The sequence below is a fragment of the Aliiroseovarius sp. S253 genome, from assembly GCF_049800855.1.
Taxonomy (GTDB): Bacteria; Pseudomonadota; Alphaproteobacteria; order Rhodobacterales; family Rhodobacteraceae; genus Aliiroseovarius.
In genome coordinates this window covers 326,865-344,208 of the sequence record NZ_JBNAFW010000001.1, presented here as the reverse complement: position 1 = coordinate 344,208, position 17,344 = coordinate 326,865, and the positions used below count along the sequence as shown (strand labels likewise).

At 57.1% G+C, this 17,344-nt stretch carries 17 protein-coding genes; 4 read left to right on the top strand and 13 right to left on the bottom strand.

Going from position 1 to position 17,344, the window contains the following annotated elements; translation table 11 throughout:
- Position 1: 1 nt before the first annotated feature.
- The 5 genes from ccoG to ccoN all read right to left on the bottom strand — a co-directional run bounded on the left by ccoG (position 2) and on the right by ccoN (position 5,213).
- The gene (gene ccoG / locus ACP15F_RS01760) at positions 2-1,414 is read right to left on the bottom strand and encodes a cytochrome c oxidase accessory protein CcoG (RefSeq protein ID WP_424939133.1); all 1,413 of its coding nucleotides are present in this window, start codon (positions 1,412-1,414) and stop codon (positions 2-4) included.
- A gap of 350 nt (positions 1,415-1,764) precedes the next feature.
- Entirely contained in the window at positions 1,765-2,637 is an 873-nt protein-coding gene (gene ccoP / locus ACP15F_RS01755) for a cytochrome-c oxidase, cbb3-type subunit III (RefSeq protein ID WP_424939132.1), read from the bottom strand.
- A 36-nt stretch (positions 2,638-2,673) separates the two neighbouring features.
- Positions 2,674-2,853: a cbb3-type cytochrome c oxidase subunit 3 gene (locus tag ACP15F_RS01750; protein WP_424939131.1), complete on the bottom strand. Its 180-nt coding sequence runs from the start codon at positions 2,851-2,853 to the stop codon at positions 2,674-2,676.
- 9 nt (positions 2,854-2,862) lie between these two features.
- Positions 2,863-3,597: a cytochrome-c oxidase, cbb3-type subunit II gene (ccoO, locus tag ACP15F_RS01745; RefSeq protein WP_424939130.1), complete on the bottom strand. Its 735-nt coding sequence runs from the start codon at positions 3,595-3,597 to the stop codon at positions 2,863-2,865.
- 14 nt (positions 3,598-3,611) lie between these two features.
- The gene (gene ccoN, locus ACP15F_RS01740; RefSeq protein ID WP_424940923.1) at positions 3,612-5,213 is read right to left on the bottom strand and encodes a cytochrome-c oxidase, cbb3-type subunit I; all 1,602 of its coding nucleotides are present in this window, start codon (positions 5,211-5,213) and stop codon (positions 3,612-3,614) included.
- A gap of 213 nt (positions 5,214-5,426) precedes the next feature.
- On the opposite strand from ccoN, the gene ACP15F_RS01735 reads away from it, so the two are divergent.
- Complete coding sequence (locus ACP15F_RS01735; RefSeq protein WP_424939129.1) at positions 5,427-6,266, top strand: universal stress protein; 840 nt, start codon at positions 5,427-5,429, stop codon at positions 6,264-6,266.
- 18 nt (positions 6,267-6,284) lie between these two features.
- Here ACP15F_RS01735 and fnrL read toward each other — a convergent pair whose 3' ends face one another.
- Positions 6,285-7,025 (bottom strand): transcriptional regulator FnrL, encoded by a 741-nt coding sequence (gene fnrL, locus ACP15F_RS01730; RefSeq protein WP_424939128.1) that lies wholly within the window; start codon positions 7,023-7,025, stop codon positions 6,285-6,287.
- A 78-nt stretch (positions 7,026-7,103) separates the two neighbouring features.
- On the opposite strand from fnrL, the gene hemN reads away from it, so the two are divergent.
- Positions 7,104-8,459: an oxygen-independent coproporphyrinogen III oxidase gene (gene hemN, locus ACP15F_RS01725; RefSeq protein ID WP_424939127.1), complete on the top strand. Its 1,356-nt coding sequence runs from the start codon at positions 7,104-7,106 to the stop codon at positions 8,457-8,459.
- 38 nt (positions 8,460-8,497) lie between these two features.
- Here the strand turns inward: hemN and ACP15F_RS01720 are convergent, their stop codons facing one another.
- The 3 genes from ACP15F_RS01720 to ACP15F_RS01710 form a co-directional block, all read right to left on the bottom strand.
- The gene (locus ACP15F_RS01720) at positions 8,498-9,265 is read right to left on the bottom strand and encodes an esterase/lipase family protein (protein WP_424939126.1); all 768 of its coding nucleotides are present in this window, start codon (positions 9,263-9,265) and stop codon (positions 8,498-8,500) included.
- 70 nt (positions 9,266-9,335) lie between these two features.
- Positions 9,336-10,469 (bottom strand): hypothetical protein, encoded by a 1,134-nt coding sequence (locus ACP15F_RS01715; protein ID WP_424939125.1) that lies wholly within the window; start codon positions 10,467-10,469, stop codon positions 9,336-9,338.
- A 107-nt stretch (positions 10,470-10,576) separates the two neighbouring features.
- On the bottom strand, positions 10,577-11,473 hold the full coding sequence (locus ACP15F_RS01710) for a LysR family transcriptional regulator (protein ID WP_424939124.1): 897 nt from the start codon (positions 11,471-11,473) through the stop codon (positions 10,577-10,579).
- Between the two features lie 83 nt (positions 11,474-11,556).
- On the opposite strand from ACP15F_RS01710, the gene ACP15F_RS01705 reads away from it, so the two are divergent.
- A complete protein-coding gene (locus tag ACP15F_RS01705) occupies positions 11,557-11,991 on the top strand; it encodes a PACE efflux transporter (RefSeq protein ID WP_424939123.1) in 435 nt (144 codons plus the stop codon).
- A gap of 129 nt (positions 11,992-12,120) precedes the next feature.
- Here ACP15F_RS01705 and groL read toward each other — a convergent pair whose 3' ends face one another.
- The 4 genes from groL to ACP15F_RS01685 all read right to left on the bottom strand — a co-directional run bounded on the left by groL (position 12,121) and on the right by ACP15F_RS01685 (position 16,132).
- Positions 12,121-13,770 (bottom strand): chaperonin GroEL, encoded by a 1,650-nt coding sequence (gene groL / locus ACP15F_RS01700; RefSeq protein WP_424939122.1) that lies wholly within the window; start codon positions 13,768-13,770, stop codon positions 12,121-12,123.
- 52 nt (positions 13,771-13,822) lie between these two features.
- Complete coding sequence (locus ACP15F_RS01695; protein ID WP_108855428.1) at positions 13,823-14,110, bottom strand: co-chaperone GroES; 288 nt, start codon at positions 14,108-14,110, stop codon at positions 13,823-13,825.
- A 138-nt stretch (positions 14,111-14,248) separates the two neighbouring features.
- Entirely contained in the window at positions 14,249-15,373 is a 1,125-nt protein-coding gene (locus ACP15F_RS01690) for a cytochrome-c peroxidase (RefSeq protein ID WP_424939121.1), read from the bottom strand.
- Positions 15,374-15,481: 108 nt separating this feature from the next.
- Entirely contained in the window at positions 15,482-16,132 is a 651-nt protein-coding gene (locus ACP15F_RS01685) for a DUF2161 domain-containing phosphodiesterase (protein WP_424940922.1), read from the bottom strand.
- A gap of 186 nt (positions 16,133-16,318) precedes the next feature.
- Here ACP15F_RS01685 and ACP15F_RS01680 point away from each other — a divergent pair, with 186 nt between their 5' ends.
- A complete protein-coding gene (locus ACP15F_RS01680) occupies positions 16,319-17,239 on the top strand; it encodes a manganese-dependent inorganic pyrophosphatase (RefSeq protein ID WP_424939120.1) in 921 nt (306 codons plus the stop codon).
- The last annotated feature ends 105 nt before the right edge of the window (positions 17,240-17,344 follow it).

Genomic DNA, 17,344 nt, shown 5'->3' with positions numbered 1-17,344 from the left:
CTTAGCGCCCTCTTCCGTTAAAGACAGTGTCAAGGTGGGCACGGTCTCCGGTCACGCCGTCCACGACCCAGATGCGAAGATCCGTACGGTCCAGCTTGGCGGCTTCCGTTCCCGGAGGCGCAACAACGTAGACACGCTGTTTTGCCTCGGTATCAGGTGGAGCTACTAGCACAAGTTTGTCCGAACCTTCCAGTTCTACCGTCAGCGGGCTGCCATCAGTCAGAGTGAAGTAATAGGGCCATTCTTCGCCGTGGCGGTTGCGAACGCCCACATCATAGGTGTTGCGGATCGAACCGTCCGACAGCGTCACATAGGTCGGGTTACGCACGGGGCGAATGGTGACGTCCACCTTGGGACGCGCAAACAGAGCCACGGTCAGGGCGACCCCTACAAGCGCCCAGAGCGACGTGTACAGAATCGTGCGCGGACGCAGAAGGTGCTTCATCACCGGAATTTTCTGGTTCCCGGCGCGCTCGTAAGCTTCATCTTTGAGCGCAAGATAGTCGATCAGGCCGCGTTCTTTGCCGACCTTCACCATCATTTCGTCACAAGCGTCGATACACAGCGCGCAGGTGATGCACTCCAACTGCTGACCGTCACGAATGTCGATCCCCATCGGGCAGACGTTCACGCAGGCATTACAGTCAATGCAATCGCCAAGGTCATCGCGCTTCTTGCCTTTGCCGCGCGGCTCGCCACGCCATTCACGATAGGCAATGGTGATGGTGTCTTCGTCCATCATCGCGGCCTGAATGCGCGGCCACGGGCAGGCATAGATACAGATCTGTTCGCGCGCGATGCCCCCAAAGAAGAAAGTAATCGAACCCAGCACAAACATCGTAGTGTAAGCCAGCGGGTGTGCAGTGCCTTTCAAAAGGTCCATTGCGAGTGTCGGAGCATCTGCGAAATAGAAAATCCACGCACCACCGGTGGCAAGGCCAATACCGATCCACAGGATGAACTTGATCACCCGTTTGCGAATTTTCTCGGCGTCCCATTTCTGGCGGTGAAGACGCAGGCGCGCGTTTCGGTCGCCTTCGACCCAACGCTCAACAAGAATAAAGAGGTCCGTCCAGACGGTCTGTGGGCAGGCATAACCACACCACACGCGCCCAGCGGCCGAGGTAAACAGAAAGAGTCCAAGCCCCGCCATAATGAGCAGACCCGCGATGAAGTAGAACTCATGCGGCCAGATTTCGATCCAGAAAAAGAAAAAACGGCGGTTGGCCATGTCCACAAGGATCGCCTGATCGGGCAAGTTCGGCCCTCGATCCCAACGGATCCAAGGGGCAAGATAGTAGATGCCAAGGGTGATCCCCATGATCCACCACTTAAGGCTACGGAAAGTGCCCTTTACCCGTTTCGGGAAGATTGGCTCGCGCGGGGCGTATAGCTGTTCTGGGGCGTCAGACATGACTGTTTCTCGGATCCTGTGTTTCGCTTGAGGTTCCACTTAGGAACTATTCCAGATTTAAGCCTTGATGTGGATCAAGACTTTTCTCTGAAGGCTTTCATCGACTGCCTATCTAAGCCCCTGAGAAACTACGAGTTTGCACAGTGTCGCAGTGCAAAAAGGTCGCAGGGGTCGTGTACGAATTCCGGATGCAGTTCTGATTCCCTTTTCCCAAAAAAGAAAACCCGAGCGCCGAAGCACTCGGGTTTGAATTTGTCGGCACCGACCTCGGAGAAACGCGCGAACAGGATCAGAGGTCGGTGCCTTCGACCGGGGAGTGAGGCCCCGGATCTCAGGTGCTGGCCGGTGGCTTATTCGCCGCCGCCCAACTGGTGGATGTAAGCCGAAACAGCGTTGATCTGGCTGTCGGTCAGCTTGCCGCTCCAGGCCGGCATTACGCCGTAGGGGCCTTCCGAAACGATTGAAGTGATCGTGTCTTTGTCCTCGCCGAACAGCCAGATGGCGTCGGTCAGGTTCGGAGCACCTTGGGCGCGGTCACCCATGCCGTCTTCCATGTGGCAGGACGAGCAGTTGTCTTCGTAGACCACGGCACCGGCAGCAACCAACGACATGTCAGCTGCGTCTTTGGTGACTGGCGACAGCGACATGGCGTAAGCAACAACCTGTGCGATTTCTTCATCGCTCAGATAGTCATCGCCGAAGGCGGGCATTTCCGAATAACGGGTGTCGTCGTCATCTTCCGAACGGATACCGTGGGCAACCGTCATCTGGATGTCTTCCAACGTACCGCCCCAGAGCCAGTCATTGTCCAAGAGGTTGGGGTAGCCAACGTTACCAGCTGCACCCGAACCGTGACACTGCGAACACCAAGTGGCGAAGGTCGCACGGCCGGACTGAATAGCGTAGTTGTGCAGGTCCGAACCTTGATCCAGTGTGGTCAGGTCAGCAGAAGCCAGCTGGGCTTCCAACTCGCTGTTCATGCCCTTGAAGCGGTCGATCTCTTCAGCAACTTCCGCACGGGTCGAGAAACCAAGGTAGCCAGCGGTGGCGCCTTTGATCATCGGCCATGCAGGATAGGCGATTGTGTACCAGATACCCCAAACGATCGTCAGGTAGAACACCCAGACCCACCAACGGGGCAGCGGGTTGTTAAACTCCTGAATGCCGTCCCATTCGTGGCCCGTCGTTTCGGGCTCTTTCTTTTCAACAGGTTTTTTACTCATTGCCGCAACTCCTTTTGAGCTGAGCGCCCGGGAACATCAGTCCCGGTCACCGGCAGGTTTGTCTTCATGGCGGAAGGGGATGTTCGCGATGTCCTTGTGGACCTTGTTCGCTCCCGGGCGGAACGCAAACAGAGCAGCCCCGACGAAAAAGGCGAACATCGCGATCAGGAACCAACTGTCTGCGAAGGCACGCATAATTCCATAGGTATCCATCATCCCAGCTCCTTACCGGCTTGCGTCAGGTGTGAAAGTCGAGAAGTCGACCAGAGTACCCAACATCTGCATATAGGCGACCAGAGCGTCCATCTCGGACACACCCGGCTTGCCATCGAAGTTGCGCGCTTGCGCCTTCGGATAGCGAGCCTGGAGCGCGTCGACGTCCGAATTGTCGCCATCCGGGTCAGCTTGGCTCAGCCAGTCTGCTTCCGCATTTGCGATCTGCTCGTCGGTGTAAGGCACACCAACGATCCGGTTCGTCTTCATCACGTCCTGGATGTACTTCGGCTCGATCAGCTTATCCAAAAGGAAAGCGTATTTCGGCATCACCGATTCCGGCACGACCGACTGCGGATCAACAAGGTGATCTACATGCCATTCGTCCGAGTAGCGGCCACCGACGCGGGCAAGGTCAGGCCCTGTCCGCTTGGAGCCCCACTGGAACGGGTGGTCGTACTGGCTTTCAGCAGCAAGGCTGTAGTGGCCGTAACGCTCAACTTCGTCGCGCATCGGGCGGATCATCTGCGAGTGACAGACATAGCAGCCCTCGCGGATATAGATGTTCCGGCCCTCAAGCTCGAGCGGCGAGTAGGGGCGCATGCCTTCTACGTCCTCGATTGTATTTTCGAGGTAGAAGAGCGGTGCGATCTCTACGATGCCACCCACGGTCACAACCAGAAGGCTACCGACCAGAAGGATGGTGGCGTTTTTCTCAATGACGCCGTGTTTGTCGAGAATTCCCATTAGTCATTCCCTCCTTATTCTGCCGGTGCCGCTGCTGCGTCGCCTGCTGCTTCAGCAGCCGGTGCACGCTTCACGGTCATCCAGAGGTTGTAGCACATAATCAGAGCACCACCGAGGAACAGAACCCCGCCCAGGCCACGGACCACATACATCGGGAACTTAGCGGCAACGGTGTCTGCGAACGAGTTCACCAGGAAGCCTTGCGCATCAACTTCACGCCACATCAGGCCTTCCATGATACCAGTTACCCACATCGATGCCGCGTAGAGCACGATACCGATGGTGGCGAGCCAGAAGTGCCAGCTGACCAGTTTCAGGCTGTAAAGACCTGCACGGTTCCACAGTTTGGGGACCAAGAAGTACAGCATACCGAAGGTGATCATACCGTTCCAGCCAAGAGCACCCGAGTGCACGTGACCAATGGTCCAGTCAGTGTAGTGCGACAGCGAGTTCACGGCGCGGATCGACATCATCGGACCTTCGAAGGTCGACATGCCGTAGAAGCCGATGGACACAACCATCATACGGATAACCGGGTCGGTGCGCAGTTTGTCCCATGCACCCGACAGGGTCATCAGACCGTTGATCATACCGCCCCAGCTGGGCATCCACAGTACGATCGAGAACACCATGCCAAGGGTCGAAGCCCAATCCGGCAGAGCGGTGTAGTGCAGGTGGTGCGGACCAGCCCAGATGTACAGGAAGATCAGAGCCCAGAAGTGGATAATCGATAGCTTGTACGAGAAGACAGGACGTTCAGCCTGCTTCGGCACGAAGTAGTACATCATGCCCAGGAAGCCAGCGGTCAGGAAGAAGCCCACAGCGTTGTGGCCATACCACCACTGGGTCATCGCATCTTGCACACCAGCAAACAGCTGTACCGATTTCGAGCCGAAGATCGACACGGGAACAGCCAGGTTGTTCACAACGTGCAGCATGGCAACGGTGATGATGAAGGACAGGAAGAACCAGTTGGCCACGTAGATGTGCGGCTCTTTCCGCTTCATCAGTGTGCCCATGAAGACCACCAGGTAGGCGACCCAAACAATGGTCAGCCACAGGTCGGTGTACCATTCGGGTTCAGCGTATTCTTTACCGTGGGTTGCCCCAAGCAGATAACCGGTTGCTGCCAGCAGGATTACGATCTGGTAGCCCCAGAACACGAACCACGCCAAGTTGCCGCCCCAAAGGCGTGCACCCGAGGTGCGCTGCACCACGTAGAACGAGCTGGTGATCAGAGCTGTACCGCCAAATGCGAAAATCACTGCAGAGGTGTGCAGTGGGCGCAGGCGACCAAAGTTCAAATAACCCTCGGCCCAGGCAAAGTTCAGTTCAGGAAAGGCCAGCTGGAACGCGATGAACGTCCCGACCAAGAAGCCTACGGCGCCCCAAAAGGCCGTCAAGGCGACGCCCACGCGAATGGGCCCATCCATATATCCAGTTTCAACGACCTTTTCGCTTCCCACACCTCGAAGTGTGTAAACGAACAGGCCAGCCGCGATCAGAACCACCAGAATAGCGTGTACTTGGTAGGCTACGTCGCGGGCATAGCTTGCGGCGATTGCGGCCAATACTGTGATTAGCGCGAAAATCACCAATTTGAGGTAATCCCACATTTTGCGTCCCTTCGTCATTGTCATATGCCCACTTGACCCAAAACAGACTCGGGGCACCTTTCGACTTTTGTCGGTTTGGACTTAACCCCTGCCCCTCGCCTTGATCCATGTCAAAACTTGCCGCACCCGGGCAGTTTTCGGCGCTTGACCCATGTCAATGCATCGCCGGGGAAGGCTTGGCACCCTTTCAGTGACACTCGCAGGAGGCCTGACATGGACTACAAAACGATTACGACCATCTTCTCAGACGACATGCTTTACCGTCCTGTTTTGGACACCGCGCGCTGCCTTTCCGAGCGATTTGACGCCCATCTTGAGGCCTTGTGCCTTGGCGTAGACCCTTCACAGCAAGGCTTTTACTACGCTGGAGCCTCTGCAATGATGGTGCAGGACAATATGGCTCAGGTGCGGGACGATATCGAAGCACTTGAGAAGGACGTCCGGCAGATTCTGGCATCGAATGTAATGCCTTGGTCAACCACCGCGCTGGCAACGCAATCCGTCACGCTGAACCATGTTGTATCACATCGCTGTCGATTCGCGGATTTGGTCATCTTGCCACGCCCCTATGGCGAAGGCCGTGGACATAATGCCGAGGCCATAATCGAAAGCGCCATGTTTGACGGGGGCGTTCCGGTTCTTGTGCTGCCAGACGACGTCTCGATGTCGAAATGCCCGTCAAATGTGGTGATCGCATGGAATGAAAGCTCCGAATCACTCCGAGCGATTCGCGCAGCTATGCCGTTCTTGAAGGCAGCCGAATCAATTTCGATCGCAGTTATTGATCCGCCTCAGCATGGACCGGAGCGGTCAGACCCGGGCGGTGCGCTCAGTCAGATGCTGGCACGTCATGGTGTAAGGGCTGAAGTCTCGGTGTTGGCAAAAACCATGCCGCGTATTGCCGATATCCTAAACCGTCACGCCAGCGACAAGAATGCTGACCTGATCGTGATGGGGGCATACGGCCATTCGCGCTTCCGCGAATCGATTTTGGGCGGGGCCACCCGGCATATGCTTGAAATTGCTGCGGTTCCGGTGCTGATGGCGCACTAGTTCCTGCCAGACGGTGGCCTAGAAGATTGCGCCGCCGTCAACATCATCCCCGGTCTCGGACACCAGTCTTTGCAGGTCGGGGATTTGCACTTGGCGTTTACCCTGAAGCAAAATTACCCCGGACTTTTTCAATGCCGAGATCTGGCGGCTGACCGTTTCCAGCGTCAGGCCAAGATAGTCTGCCATTGCTTCACGCGTCAGTGGCAGATCGAATTCCATGCCATCTTTGGGCAACCGTTTATGCAGCGCAGCATCCCGGCGCGCGATGATCATCAGAAGGCTGGCAATCTTCTCACGCGCAGTTTTACGCCCCAGAACAAGCATCCATTCCCGTGCGCTATCCAATTCATCCAGCGTCATCTGCAACAACCGTCCACCGATCGATGGCGTCGAGCCCATAAGAGTCTCAAAGGGCTTCTTGCGGAAGCAGCACAAGGTCAAATCGGTGACGGCGACCACATCGAAGGGCGCATGTTCACGCCCCGGACGACCAATGAAATCCGACGGAAGCAACAGACCAACCATCTGGGTCCGCCCGTCCTCCATCGTTTGGCTCAACGTCGCAATGCCCGTGACCACGCTGGCAACGAACTCCATCGGGTCACCTGCCCAGATAACGGGCTGGCCTGCCTCATAGGTGCGGTAGTACTTGATGTCGTCAAGATGATCCAACTCGTCCGGCTCGCACCGTGAACACACGGCACGGTGGCGAATCGGGCACGTCCCGCAATCCCTGGAGTCAAAACTGGTGTCGTTCATGGTTTCCTGAACAAGAGAAGTATCTTGCTTTGATCCTGATCAAAGTCAGTGGCGCGTTTGGTGTTACAGCGTATTCGAATGCAGACACTTACGCAACTGAAACGCCTTGGTCTTTTTGACGCGCGCGTCCCCCGCTACACCAGTTATCCGACCGCCCCTCATTTCAAGGCAGGCTTCGGTCCCGAGACTCTTGCCAATTGGATCAGCGCCATCCCTTCGGGCAACAAGGTTTCGTTGTATGTGCATATTCCATTTTGCCGGCGTCTGTGCTGGTTTTGCGCCTGCCGCACCCAAGGCACATCGACCGCCGAACCTGTTGCCGCCTATGTGGATAGCCTGAAAGCCGAACTGGCGACGATCAAGTCGCTTCTAGCGCCCGGGATCGAGATTGAACACCTGCATTGGGGTGGCGGGACCCCGACCCTGTTACAGCCCGAGATGATCGCCGATCTGACCGAAGCCATTCTGAACACGATGCCGCTTGCCGAAGGCGCGCAGTTCTCGGTCGAGATTGATCCCTCCGAAGTCGATGACGCCCGTCTGGATGCCTTGGCCGCAGCAGGCATGAACCGCGCGTCCATCGGCGTGCAGGATTTTGATCCGATGATCCAAGAGGTCATTGGTCGCCCGCAAAGCTATGAAATCACCAAAGAGGTGGTGGACGGGTTGCGGTCCCGTGGGATCGACAGTCTGAACATGGATATCCTGTACGGTCTGCCGCATCAGAACATCGCACGGGTAACGGATTCAGTTGAGAAGCTGATCAGCCTTGGCCCCGACCGCGTGGCCCTGTTTGGCTATGCCCACGTGCCTTGGATGGCACGCCGCCAGACCCTGATCCCGACCGAAGCGCTGCCGTCTGCCGAAGAACGGTTGGAGCTATTCAACACCGCCCGAGACCTGTTTGTCGCTAGTGGCTATGACGAGATCGGCATCGACCACTTTGCCCTGCCCTCGGACGGACTGGCCAAGGCGCACAAGGCCGGCACGATGAAGCGGAATTTCCAAGGCTATACCGAGGACGCGTCCGAGGTGTTGATGGGTGTGGGCGCAAGCTCGATCGCGCGATACCCGCAAGGCTATGTGCAGAACCAGCCAGCCACCGCCAAGTATCAAGCCGCCGCGCGTGACGGCATTCTGACCGCCGCCAAGGGACACGCGTTTAAAGGTGACGACATCGCCCGTGGACGAGTGATCGAAGAGCTTCTGTGCTATTTCCGTGCAGATCTGGCAGCGCTGGCCAAGGAACAATCCCTTCCAATCGAAACCCTGCTTGAGTGGGTCGATGGGCTTGAGGCGGCAATGCCTGGCACAACGGATCTGGTTGAGAACGTTCTGACAATCCGCGACGAATCCCGTCCACTGGCCCGCATCATCGCCCGTCACTTTGACGCGTACGAAATGAATGAAAGCGGTCATAGTCAGGCGGTATAATCACCGCCTGCCCTACCTGCCGACAAGAAACAAAGTCGTTAAGGCGACTTTTTGCGATATCCCGCTTCGATGGCGATACGGTCCAGAACGTCTGCAAGGGTCAGCCCGTGTTCGAACGCGCCGTCGCGCAGAAAGCTATCGACTTGGGTGATCACCAGCGGGTTCACCATCATGAATGTGTGCGTCACGGGCAGAGTTATGTGGTCGTCCATCCCATCAATTCGGGTGCTTTCGACCGAGACCTTCCCGTCATCCTCGCCGTCGATCACCGCCGAATAGATCGGGTTCAACGACCGATTTCCGGCAATTACGCCCAGCTCGAACCGGGGACGGCCCGTTTGGTTGGGCACCGAGTTCCGCCCCGTGCCCAGCTGCAGTCCAGCAGGGCCATTGATCCATTCAAACGGCTCCAACTCGGCAAACTCATCCACCAGTTCGGACCCCTTATTCGGCGGGGCTAGCATTACAACCCGCCCCAGATTGGCGGGGCGATTGTCTTCCAGCCAGACCCGGACAAGGATGCCCCCCATCGAGTGCGTCACAAAATGCATTCGGTCTTCGCCACAGGCGGCGACGGCAGGAGGGATGGCCGTATTAGCCAACACTGGGATCTCAGCCTCGGTCGACGGGTAGCCAAGGTTGACCACTTTATATCCCTCGGCCTCAAGCGCCTCCTCCATCACCCACATGGATGACGCCGATCGTGCAAGCCCGTGCAACAGCACTACGCAATCCGCGCGTGTCGCATTTGCGGGGATTGAACAGCTGGCGGCAAGAAGCGCCACAAGAAGCAGAATTGGTCTCATGAGGTTAGGATACTTGTAACTGCACTAGGGTACGAACCGAATGGCGTTCAACCGACGATTTGCGCGTGGTTTAGCGCACCTCGGTGTGGAAGCCCGGCGCGAACCAGCGAATGATCAACGCCCCTGCCCCGGCCACAGCCACGGCCAGCACGCCAATCCAACCGATCACGGGGATCAAAGCCAGCAACGTTACGGCAACCGCACCCACAGCCGCAGCGATGGCGCGTTCCGAGAGCGTTTCCGGCAGCGGACGGCTGAGCGCACTCATCACGCCCACACCCAGTATATAGGTGCCGATCACATAGCCTGCGACGCCCAACAAGACTGCCAGAACGATCGACGCAGGGACCAGCAAGATACCATAGCCCGTCAGAGCGAACAGGAACAGCGACCCAGCCAGCGCCGAGATCGACAAAAAGCCCATCCACAAGGCGCGCATCGGTGTTTCCAATGTGCGCTCGCGCAGGTTCATCAAGAAGGCCGGAGACAGTGCGGCGATCAATGTCGCAAGGGCCGTCAGGATCAGAATCGAAGTCGCCTTGCCACCCAGCCAAGACATCCAACCACCACTGGGTTCCGCAGTCGCACCGCCTTCGGGATCAGCCGTTGGGTCAAACGCGTCCGCGTCGTGACGTTCGATCCGATCTGCGGGAATAACATGCGCGGGGATTTCAATCGCATCCGGTTCATCCGCATACAAATACAGCGTGCCCTCGATCCGAGCATTTTCACCGAAGCTGATGGATTTCGTGGAAAGGCTGGCATCGCCGGAAATCACCTCGGTCAGCAGGATGTGTTCGGCTGCAACCAACGCGTCATCACCCACGGGTGCCGTGATTTCCGCCCGTTGAGCGCCCAGGCGCAGATCACCCGAAATCGGGGCCGCAACCAGAACCGTATCTCCGAAAAGCTGTGCGTCTCCTCCGACAGGCGCCGAGACATTGACGTTCATACCTGCGGCGTAAAGGCTTTGCCCCACTGGCGCAGAAATCGAAACCGAGCGGCCACCCGCATGAGCGCTGCCGTTCACAGGTGCAGAAATCACCACAGTGTTGCCCGCCACAAATGCGTCATCCACCGCGTCGCCAGACAGGGTTACATTGTCACCCGCGATATAGGCATCATCACCGAAGCGATAGACCTCGTCCGCGAGTGTAGGAGTTGTGATCAGTGTTGCGCATAGAAGAAGAATTGAACGAAACATGGCTGTCCCCTGCCAAATCAAATGATGTTATCAACCTTAACATAGGTGATTTCATGAGATTTGTAAGAGAGGTTTGAAAGAATTCCAACGGAATTCAAGATGAGTTCTCACCCGCGCCACGCTTCTTGAGGCAGGGACATCAAGCGATCACGCAGCCAACTGCCTGCCGCACCCAATCCCCGGCGTTCGGTCCAGACGACATCCACACCCGCAAGATCATCACTCTGCTGAAAGCTTGTGGCCAACTTAACCAACTTGCCTTGCGATATTTGGTCATGGACAACCGGGTAAGGAAGCTCGGCCCAACCCAAGCCGGAGAATACCATGTCCACGATCAAGTTTGGGTTCTCAGCCTCCCACAGCAGCGGGCTTTTCAGGTTTCCATAAGAGCCATCCCGCCCCTTCGACCGACTATGCAGGACAATCTGTCGGTGTTCACGCAAAGCCTTTAGGTCAACTGGCTGGTCTCCTGCGAGAGGATACGTGGGCGAGCACACTATAACGAGGACAGTATGTCCGACACCTCGAAACTGAAAACCCAGCGGATAGCTTTCTTGCTCGGACATCAGCCCCAAATCAGTTCGACCAGAGATCAGAAGTTCGGGGGTGTCATTCACTCCTGGTGACAACAATTCAAGTTCGACCGTAGGGAATTGCTGGGCAAACTCTGCTAGCGCCGCCAAAACGGGTGGTAAGCTTAACCCCTGTTCGATTGCGAAGCTCAGCCGGTGCTCGATACCTTCGGACAGTGACCCTGCCTTGGCCATAAGTTCTTTCTGACCCAGGGATATCGCACGCGCATAGGGCAGTAATGCCTTCCCCTCATCTGTCAGCACCGGCAAACGCCCGGAACGGTCAAATAATGTGACACCCGTGTCGATCTCAAGATTGGCGATGGCCGTAGAGATGGCCGACTGTACCTTTCCCATGCGACGCGCGGCCGCTGAAAACGATCCAAGTTCGGCGGCCAGCATGAACGCGGTAAGCCCGTCTTGTGACACCATGACCTATCTCATAATTAGATGCATTCGAACTTTATTACCGCAGTATCTTTGATAGATGAAGGGGGAATAAGAAAGGGCACCAGATGGACACCCCCATGCGTACCGGCCGAGACCGGCTGAGATACACCATCAGTTTCGAGCTGATCTTGCTTGCATTTCTTGTGCCCGTGGGTGCGATCTATTTCGACAAAGGTTTACATGAAATAGGGGTCTTGGGGCTGATCCTATCCCTCAAAGCGATGGCCTTGAACCTTGTCTATAACTGGGTCTTTGATCGGGTGGATGCCCGCGCGGGTCGAATTTCGTCTGATCGCTCGGTCATCGGACGGCTTTTGCACGCCACGGGGTTTGAGCTAACCCTGCTGGTTACATCCCTTCCGATCTACATGTGGTGGCTGCAGCTTGGGTTGATCGAGGCCATTGCCACGGATCTGACCGTAACCACTTTCGTCGTCTTCTATACCTATGCGTTCACCTTGGGATACGATCGCCTGTTCCCAGTGCGCGTGGTTGCCTGACACCCGTCAAACGCAACAAAGGCGCCCCGAGGGACGCCTTTGCTTTAAGCCTTTGGACTGTTTGGCTAACGGCAGATTGGCCGAATGGCCAACCGCCTGTCGCAACAGAATTCGCTAAGCGAATTCTGATTACATCATGCCGCCCATGCCGCCCATGCCGCCCATGTCGGGCATGCCGGCGCCAGCGCCACCGTCTTTCGACGGCTTGTCAGCAACCATGGCTTCGGTGGTGATCAGCAGACCAGCGATGGAAGCAGCGTCTTCCAGAGCGGTGCGGGTCACTTTGGCCGGGTCGATCACGCCGAACGAGAACATGTCGCCATATTCTTCGGTCTGAGCGTTGAAACCAAACGAAGTGTCGTCGCTTTCGCGCACTTTGCCAGCAACAACCGCACCGTCAACACCAGCGTTTTCAGCGATCTGACGCAGCGGCGCTTCGATTGCTTTGCTCACGATAACGATACCAGCGTTCTGATCCGAGTTCGCGCCTTCAAGACCAGCCAAAGCTTTGCCAGCCTGAACCAGAGCAACACCACCACCAACGATGACGCCTTCCTGAACAGCAGCGCGGGTCGCGTTCAGAGCATCGTCCACACGGTCCTTACGCTCTTTCACTTCGACTTCGGTCATGCCGCCAACGCGGATCACGGCAACACCGCCTGCCAGTTTGGCAACGCGCTCTTGCAGCTTCTCGCGGTCGTAATCCGAGGTGGTTTCTTCGGCTTGGGCGCGGATCTGAGCAACACGTGCTTCGATCTCGGCTTTCTCGCCAGCACCGTCGACGATGGTCGTTTCGTCTTTGGAGATTTCGATTTTCTTGGCGGTGCCCAGCATGTCCATGGTGACGGACTCAAGCTTCATGCCCAGATCTTCCGAGATCACCTGGCCGCCGGTCAGGATCGCGATGTCCTGCAGCATGGCTTTACGACGATCGCCAAAGCCCGGAGCTTTAACAGCAGCGATTTTCAGACCGCCGCGCAGCTTGTTGACAACCAGAGTTGCCAGAGCTTCGCCTTCAACGTCTTCAGCGATGATCAGCAGGGGCTTTTGCGACTGGATTACCTGCTCGAGCAGCGGAACCATCGACTGCAGCGACGACAGTTTCTTCTCGTGCAGCAGAACCAGACAGTCGTCCAGATCAGCGATCATTTTGTCGGGGTTGGTCACGAAGTAGGGCGACAGGTAGCCACGGTCAAACTGCATGCCTTCAACAACAGTGGTCTCGGTTTCCAGACCCTTGTTCTCTTCAACGGTGATAACGCCTTCGTTGCCAACTTTCTGCATCGCGTCTGCGATCTGCTGGCCGATTTCAGCTTCACCGTTGGCCGAGATGGTGCCAACCTGAGCAACTTCGTCGCTATCTGCAACCGGGCGGGCCGAAGCTTTGATGCCCTCAACAACCTTGGCAGTTGCCAGGTCGATGCCGCGCTTCAGATCCATTGGGTTCAGGCCAGCAGCAACCTGCTTGAGACCTTCGCGCACGATGGCTTGAGCCAGAACGGTTGCAGTGGTGGTGCCGTCGCCGGCTTCGTCATTGGTGCGGCTGGCAACTTCTTTCACCATCTGCGCGCCCATGTTTTCGAACTTGTCTTCCAGCTCGATCTCTTTGGCAACCGACACACCGTCTTTGGTGATGCGGGGTGCGCCGAACGACTTGTCCAGTACCACGTTGCGGCCTTTCGGGCCCAGGGTCACTTTGACAGCGTCAGCCAGTACGTTGACGCCACGCAGCATTGCATTGCGGGCATCGGTGTCGAACTTTACGTCCTTAGCAGCCATTTAGCTTACTCCAGTAAATTCGTGTAATTCAGATAAATCAGTCAGCAGACGATCAGGACAGGATGCCCATGATGTCGGCTTCTTTCATGATCAGCAGCTCTTCACCGTCGACGGTGATTTCGGTGCCGGACCATTTGCCGAACAGGATCTTGTCGCCTTCTTTGACGTCCATAGCGATACGATCGCCATCGTCGTCCTTGGCGCCAGCGCCTACGGCCACAACCAGACCTTCAGCCGGTTTTTCCTTGGCGCTTTCCGGAATGATCAGACCACCAGCGGTTTTTTCGTCGCTCTCAACGCGGCGAACAAGCACGCGGTCATGCAGCGGGGTAAAAGCCATTTCTGAGACTCCCTAAGCTCAGTTTACGTTCCTTTAGCACTCACCTGATGCGAGTGCTAACGGCGCATAGTTAGGGTTGGCAAATAGGGGAGTCAACAAGGGTCGGGCAATTTTCGACGCCGCAGCGCAGCAAGCACCTTAGTCTTCCAGCAAATGCTCGTACCGCTGGTCCGTCAGCGTCTTCATGAAAGCGACCAACGCGTCAATCCGCTGGTCATCCAAAGCAGGGCCTTCGGTCAGCTCCATAACGGACAGGTTTTGCGGAATCTCAGGCATCGCCCAAGGCTTGCCGGTCTCTGGGTTGATCTGCCGATCCGGGTTCGTCGTGTTGTACTTGTTGTAGAACAGAACAACCGTGCGCAGATCCTCGAACACGCCATTATGCATATAGGGGCCAGTCACGGCCACATTGCGCAGCGTGGGCACTTTAAAACGCCCGGCCGCCGAGGCCGCATCAACCTCGGGGTTGTCAAGCAACCCTGCATCTGGACCTGATACACCGCTTACGGCGCGGACCATCGCGTTCACCGGAACGCCGATATTGTGGTACTCATAGTTTGTGAAAGTCTCATCCGGCGCGATCGGGGACGGACGCAGCTGGTGGCACAGATTGCAATTGGTGAACTGCTGCGATGTAAACAGAACACGGCCAAGTTCCTCTTCGGGTGTTAATTCGACCTCACCGCGGAGGTAACGGTCGTATTTGCTGTCAAAGGGCGCGAAGAGCGGCGTGCTTTCAAAGGACGCGATGGCTTGGGTCATGGCATCATAGGCCGCATCATCGGACGCCCAGATATCGTCGCCAAACAGCGCTTTGAAGGCTGCGACGTAACCCGCGTCCTCTTGCAAACGCGTGACAACCGACGCCCTGTCAGGCATCCCCATTTCGATCGGATTCAAGGGTGGACCACCTGCCTGCCCGACCAACCCGGCAGCACGCCCATCCCAGAACATCCCCCCACGCCACGCGGCCGGATCCAATTGCTCGAAATCCGGCGTGAACATTGCGTAGCTTGCGGTAGGTGCGCTGCGATCCCCAAGACTTTCGCCATCATCCCCCAAGGACACGGCGCGCCCGGCATCCGTTTCGCGCGGGTCCACAAAAGCGAACTCGGGGTCATGGCAGGTCGCGCAGGACTGCGTACGATTCTTGGACAGGTTCACGTCGAAGAACAGCGCCTCACCCAGCTCTTCCAGTGTGTCGAACGCGAAGACGGGAGAGACCGTGGCGGCCAGAAAGGTCAAAGTCAAAAGCGGGCGCATGGAACTGTCCTTGAGTTACCCCGCCGTTCTAGCGCGCCGCGCCACAAGTGCAACTTGATCCTGATCAAAATTATCAGATTAAACTGTGATCCGCAGAACCATATTGGATCATTCCGGATTACGCCCCACTGGCGATAGGTCATAGATCCCGCGTTCGACCCGCACAAACCACCCATAGTGGTTGATCGCCATCATGTTGGTCGCCTTCCCTACGCCCGTCGCCTTGGCCACCTCGGCCCCGCGGCTGGGGCCATGTTCGACCAAATAGGCACGCAGCTTCTCGGCATCCTGTCGATAGGCTGTGACGAGCTTGCCATTGGTGCCGCCAGTATTCGGGTCCCCCTTGCGCCGGGTGAACTCGGACAACAGCCGACCAGCCTTCACCTTGGACTTGCGCGGCTGGAACGGGCCCGGATCGGCGTGCACTTGCACGAATCCATCTTTCAATCGGACCGAGACAACGCCGAGCCCCAGCCGCTTACACAGCCCGACATTTCCCTTGAACGCTCGCCACCCCGGCTTACCCGCCCAGCGCGGCACGGCCACATAAACCAGATCACTGATCGCTTGCCGTGCAACGGCTTGCTGTAACAGCGTCAGCGAGAACCCCGCCTTCAGCTCGACAATCACAGGCACGCTGTCGCCCTCGCGCAGGGCTACCACATCCGCCGCCCCGACCTCGGCCTTGACTTCATAGCCAAGGCCCTCGAGCCAGGATTTGACGGGGGCGTACAGGTCAGTTTCAGCGGGTTTGGTCACAAGGGCACTCTTTCGAATAGCGGTTTGCACAGTTTCACCACACGACCCGATGACCGCAAGGGGTTTGCGCCCGACACATGACAGGGTTTCTGCAACTGCACGGATGTTGGCCCTATCAGGGATGACAAGGCGCATTGGCCTTTCTATAAGGCACGCAACACGATCACACATAGACGGATGATGCATATGACAACCCTCGTATTTGGCCACAAATCCCCTGACACCGACTCGACCGGCTCGCCGCTGGTTTGGGCTTGGTACCTGAATGAAGTGAAAGGCGTCGACGCCAAGCCGGTTCTGCTGGGCCAGCCCAACACCGAAGCCGCCTTCATGCTGAAGCGCTGGGGCTTTGACATGCTGGACATCATCGACGACGTGGCCGACGACCAGCCCTGCGTTGTCGTCGACACCAACAACCCGGCCGAGCTGCCCGCCAACATCAACGGCGCAGACGTTCAGGCCATCATCGATCACCACAAGCTGGTTGGCGGTCTGGAAACCAAAGGCCCGATCGACATCACCATCCGCCCGCTGGCCTGTACCGCGACCATCATGTACGACCTGATGGGTGACGACGCCGCCAAGATGCCGGAAAACATCAAGGGTGCCGCCCTGACCTGTATCCTGTCGGACACGCTGGAATTCCGCTCGCCCACCACCACTGACCGCGACCGCGAAGTGGTTGCCGCTCTGGCCGCTGATCTGGGCGTGAACGTCACTGAATATGCAGCCGAGATGTTTGCCGCCAAGTCGGACGTGTCTGAGTTCTCGGATGCTGAACTGATCCGCATGGACTCGAAAGAATACGAAGTGTCGGGTACCAAGTTCCGCGTTTCGGTTCTGGAAACCACCGCGCCGGAAATTCCGCTGGGCCGTAAAGCCAGCCTGATCGAGACCTTCAAAACCGTCGCTGCCGAAGACGGTGTTGACGAAGTTCTGCTGTTCGTTGTGGACATCCTGAAGGAAGAAGCCACCCTGCTGATCCCGAACGACGTGGTCAAAGGCGTAGCTGAAAAGAGCTTTGGCGCCACTGTCGAGGGCGACGCCGTCGTCCTGCCCGGTATCATGAGCCGCAAAAAGCAGATCATTCCGAACCTGGCTGTTTAAACCGCTTCGGAAATGTGGATCGAGAAGGCCCGCGCATTTGCGTGGGCCTTCTCATTTTGAACGCACGAAACTTCATTTCTTCGAAATTCGACATTCCATGATACT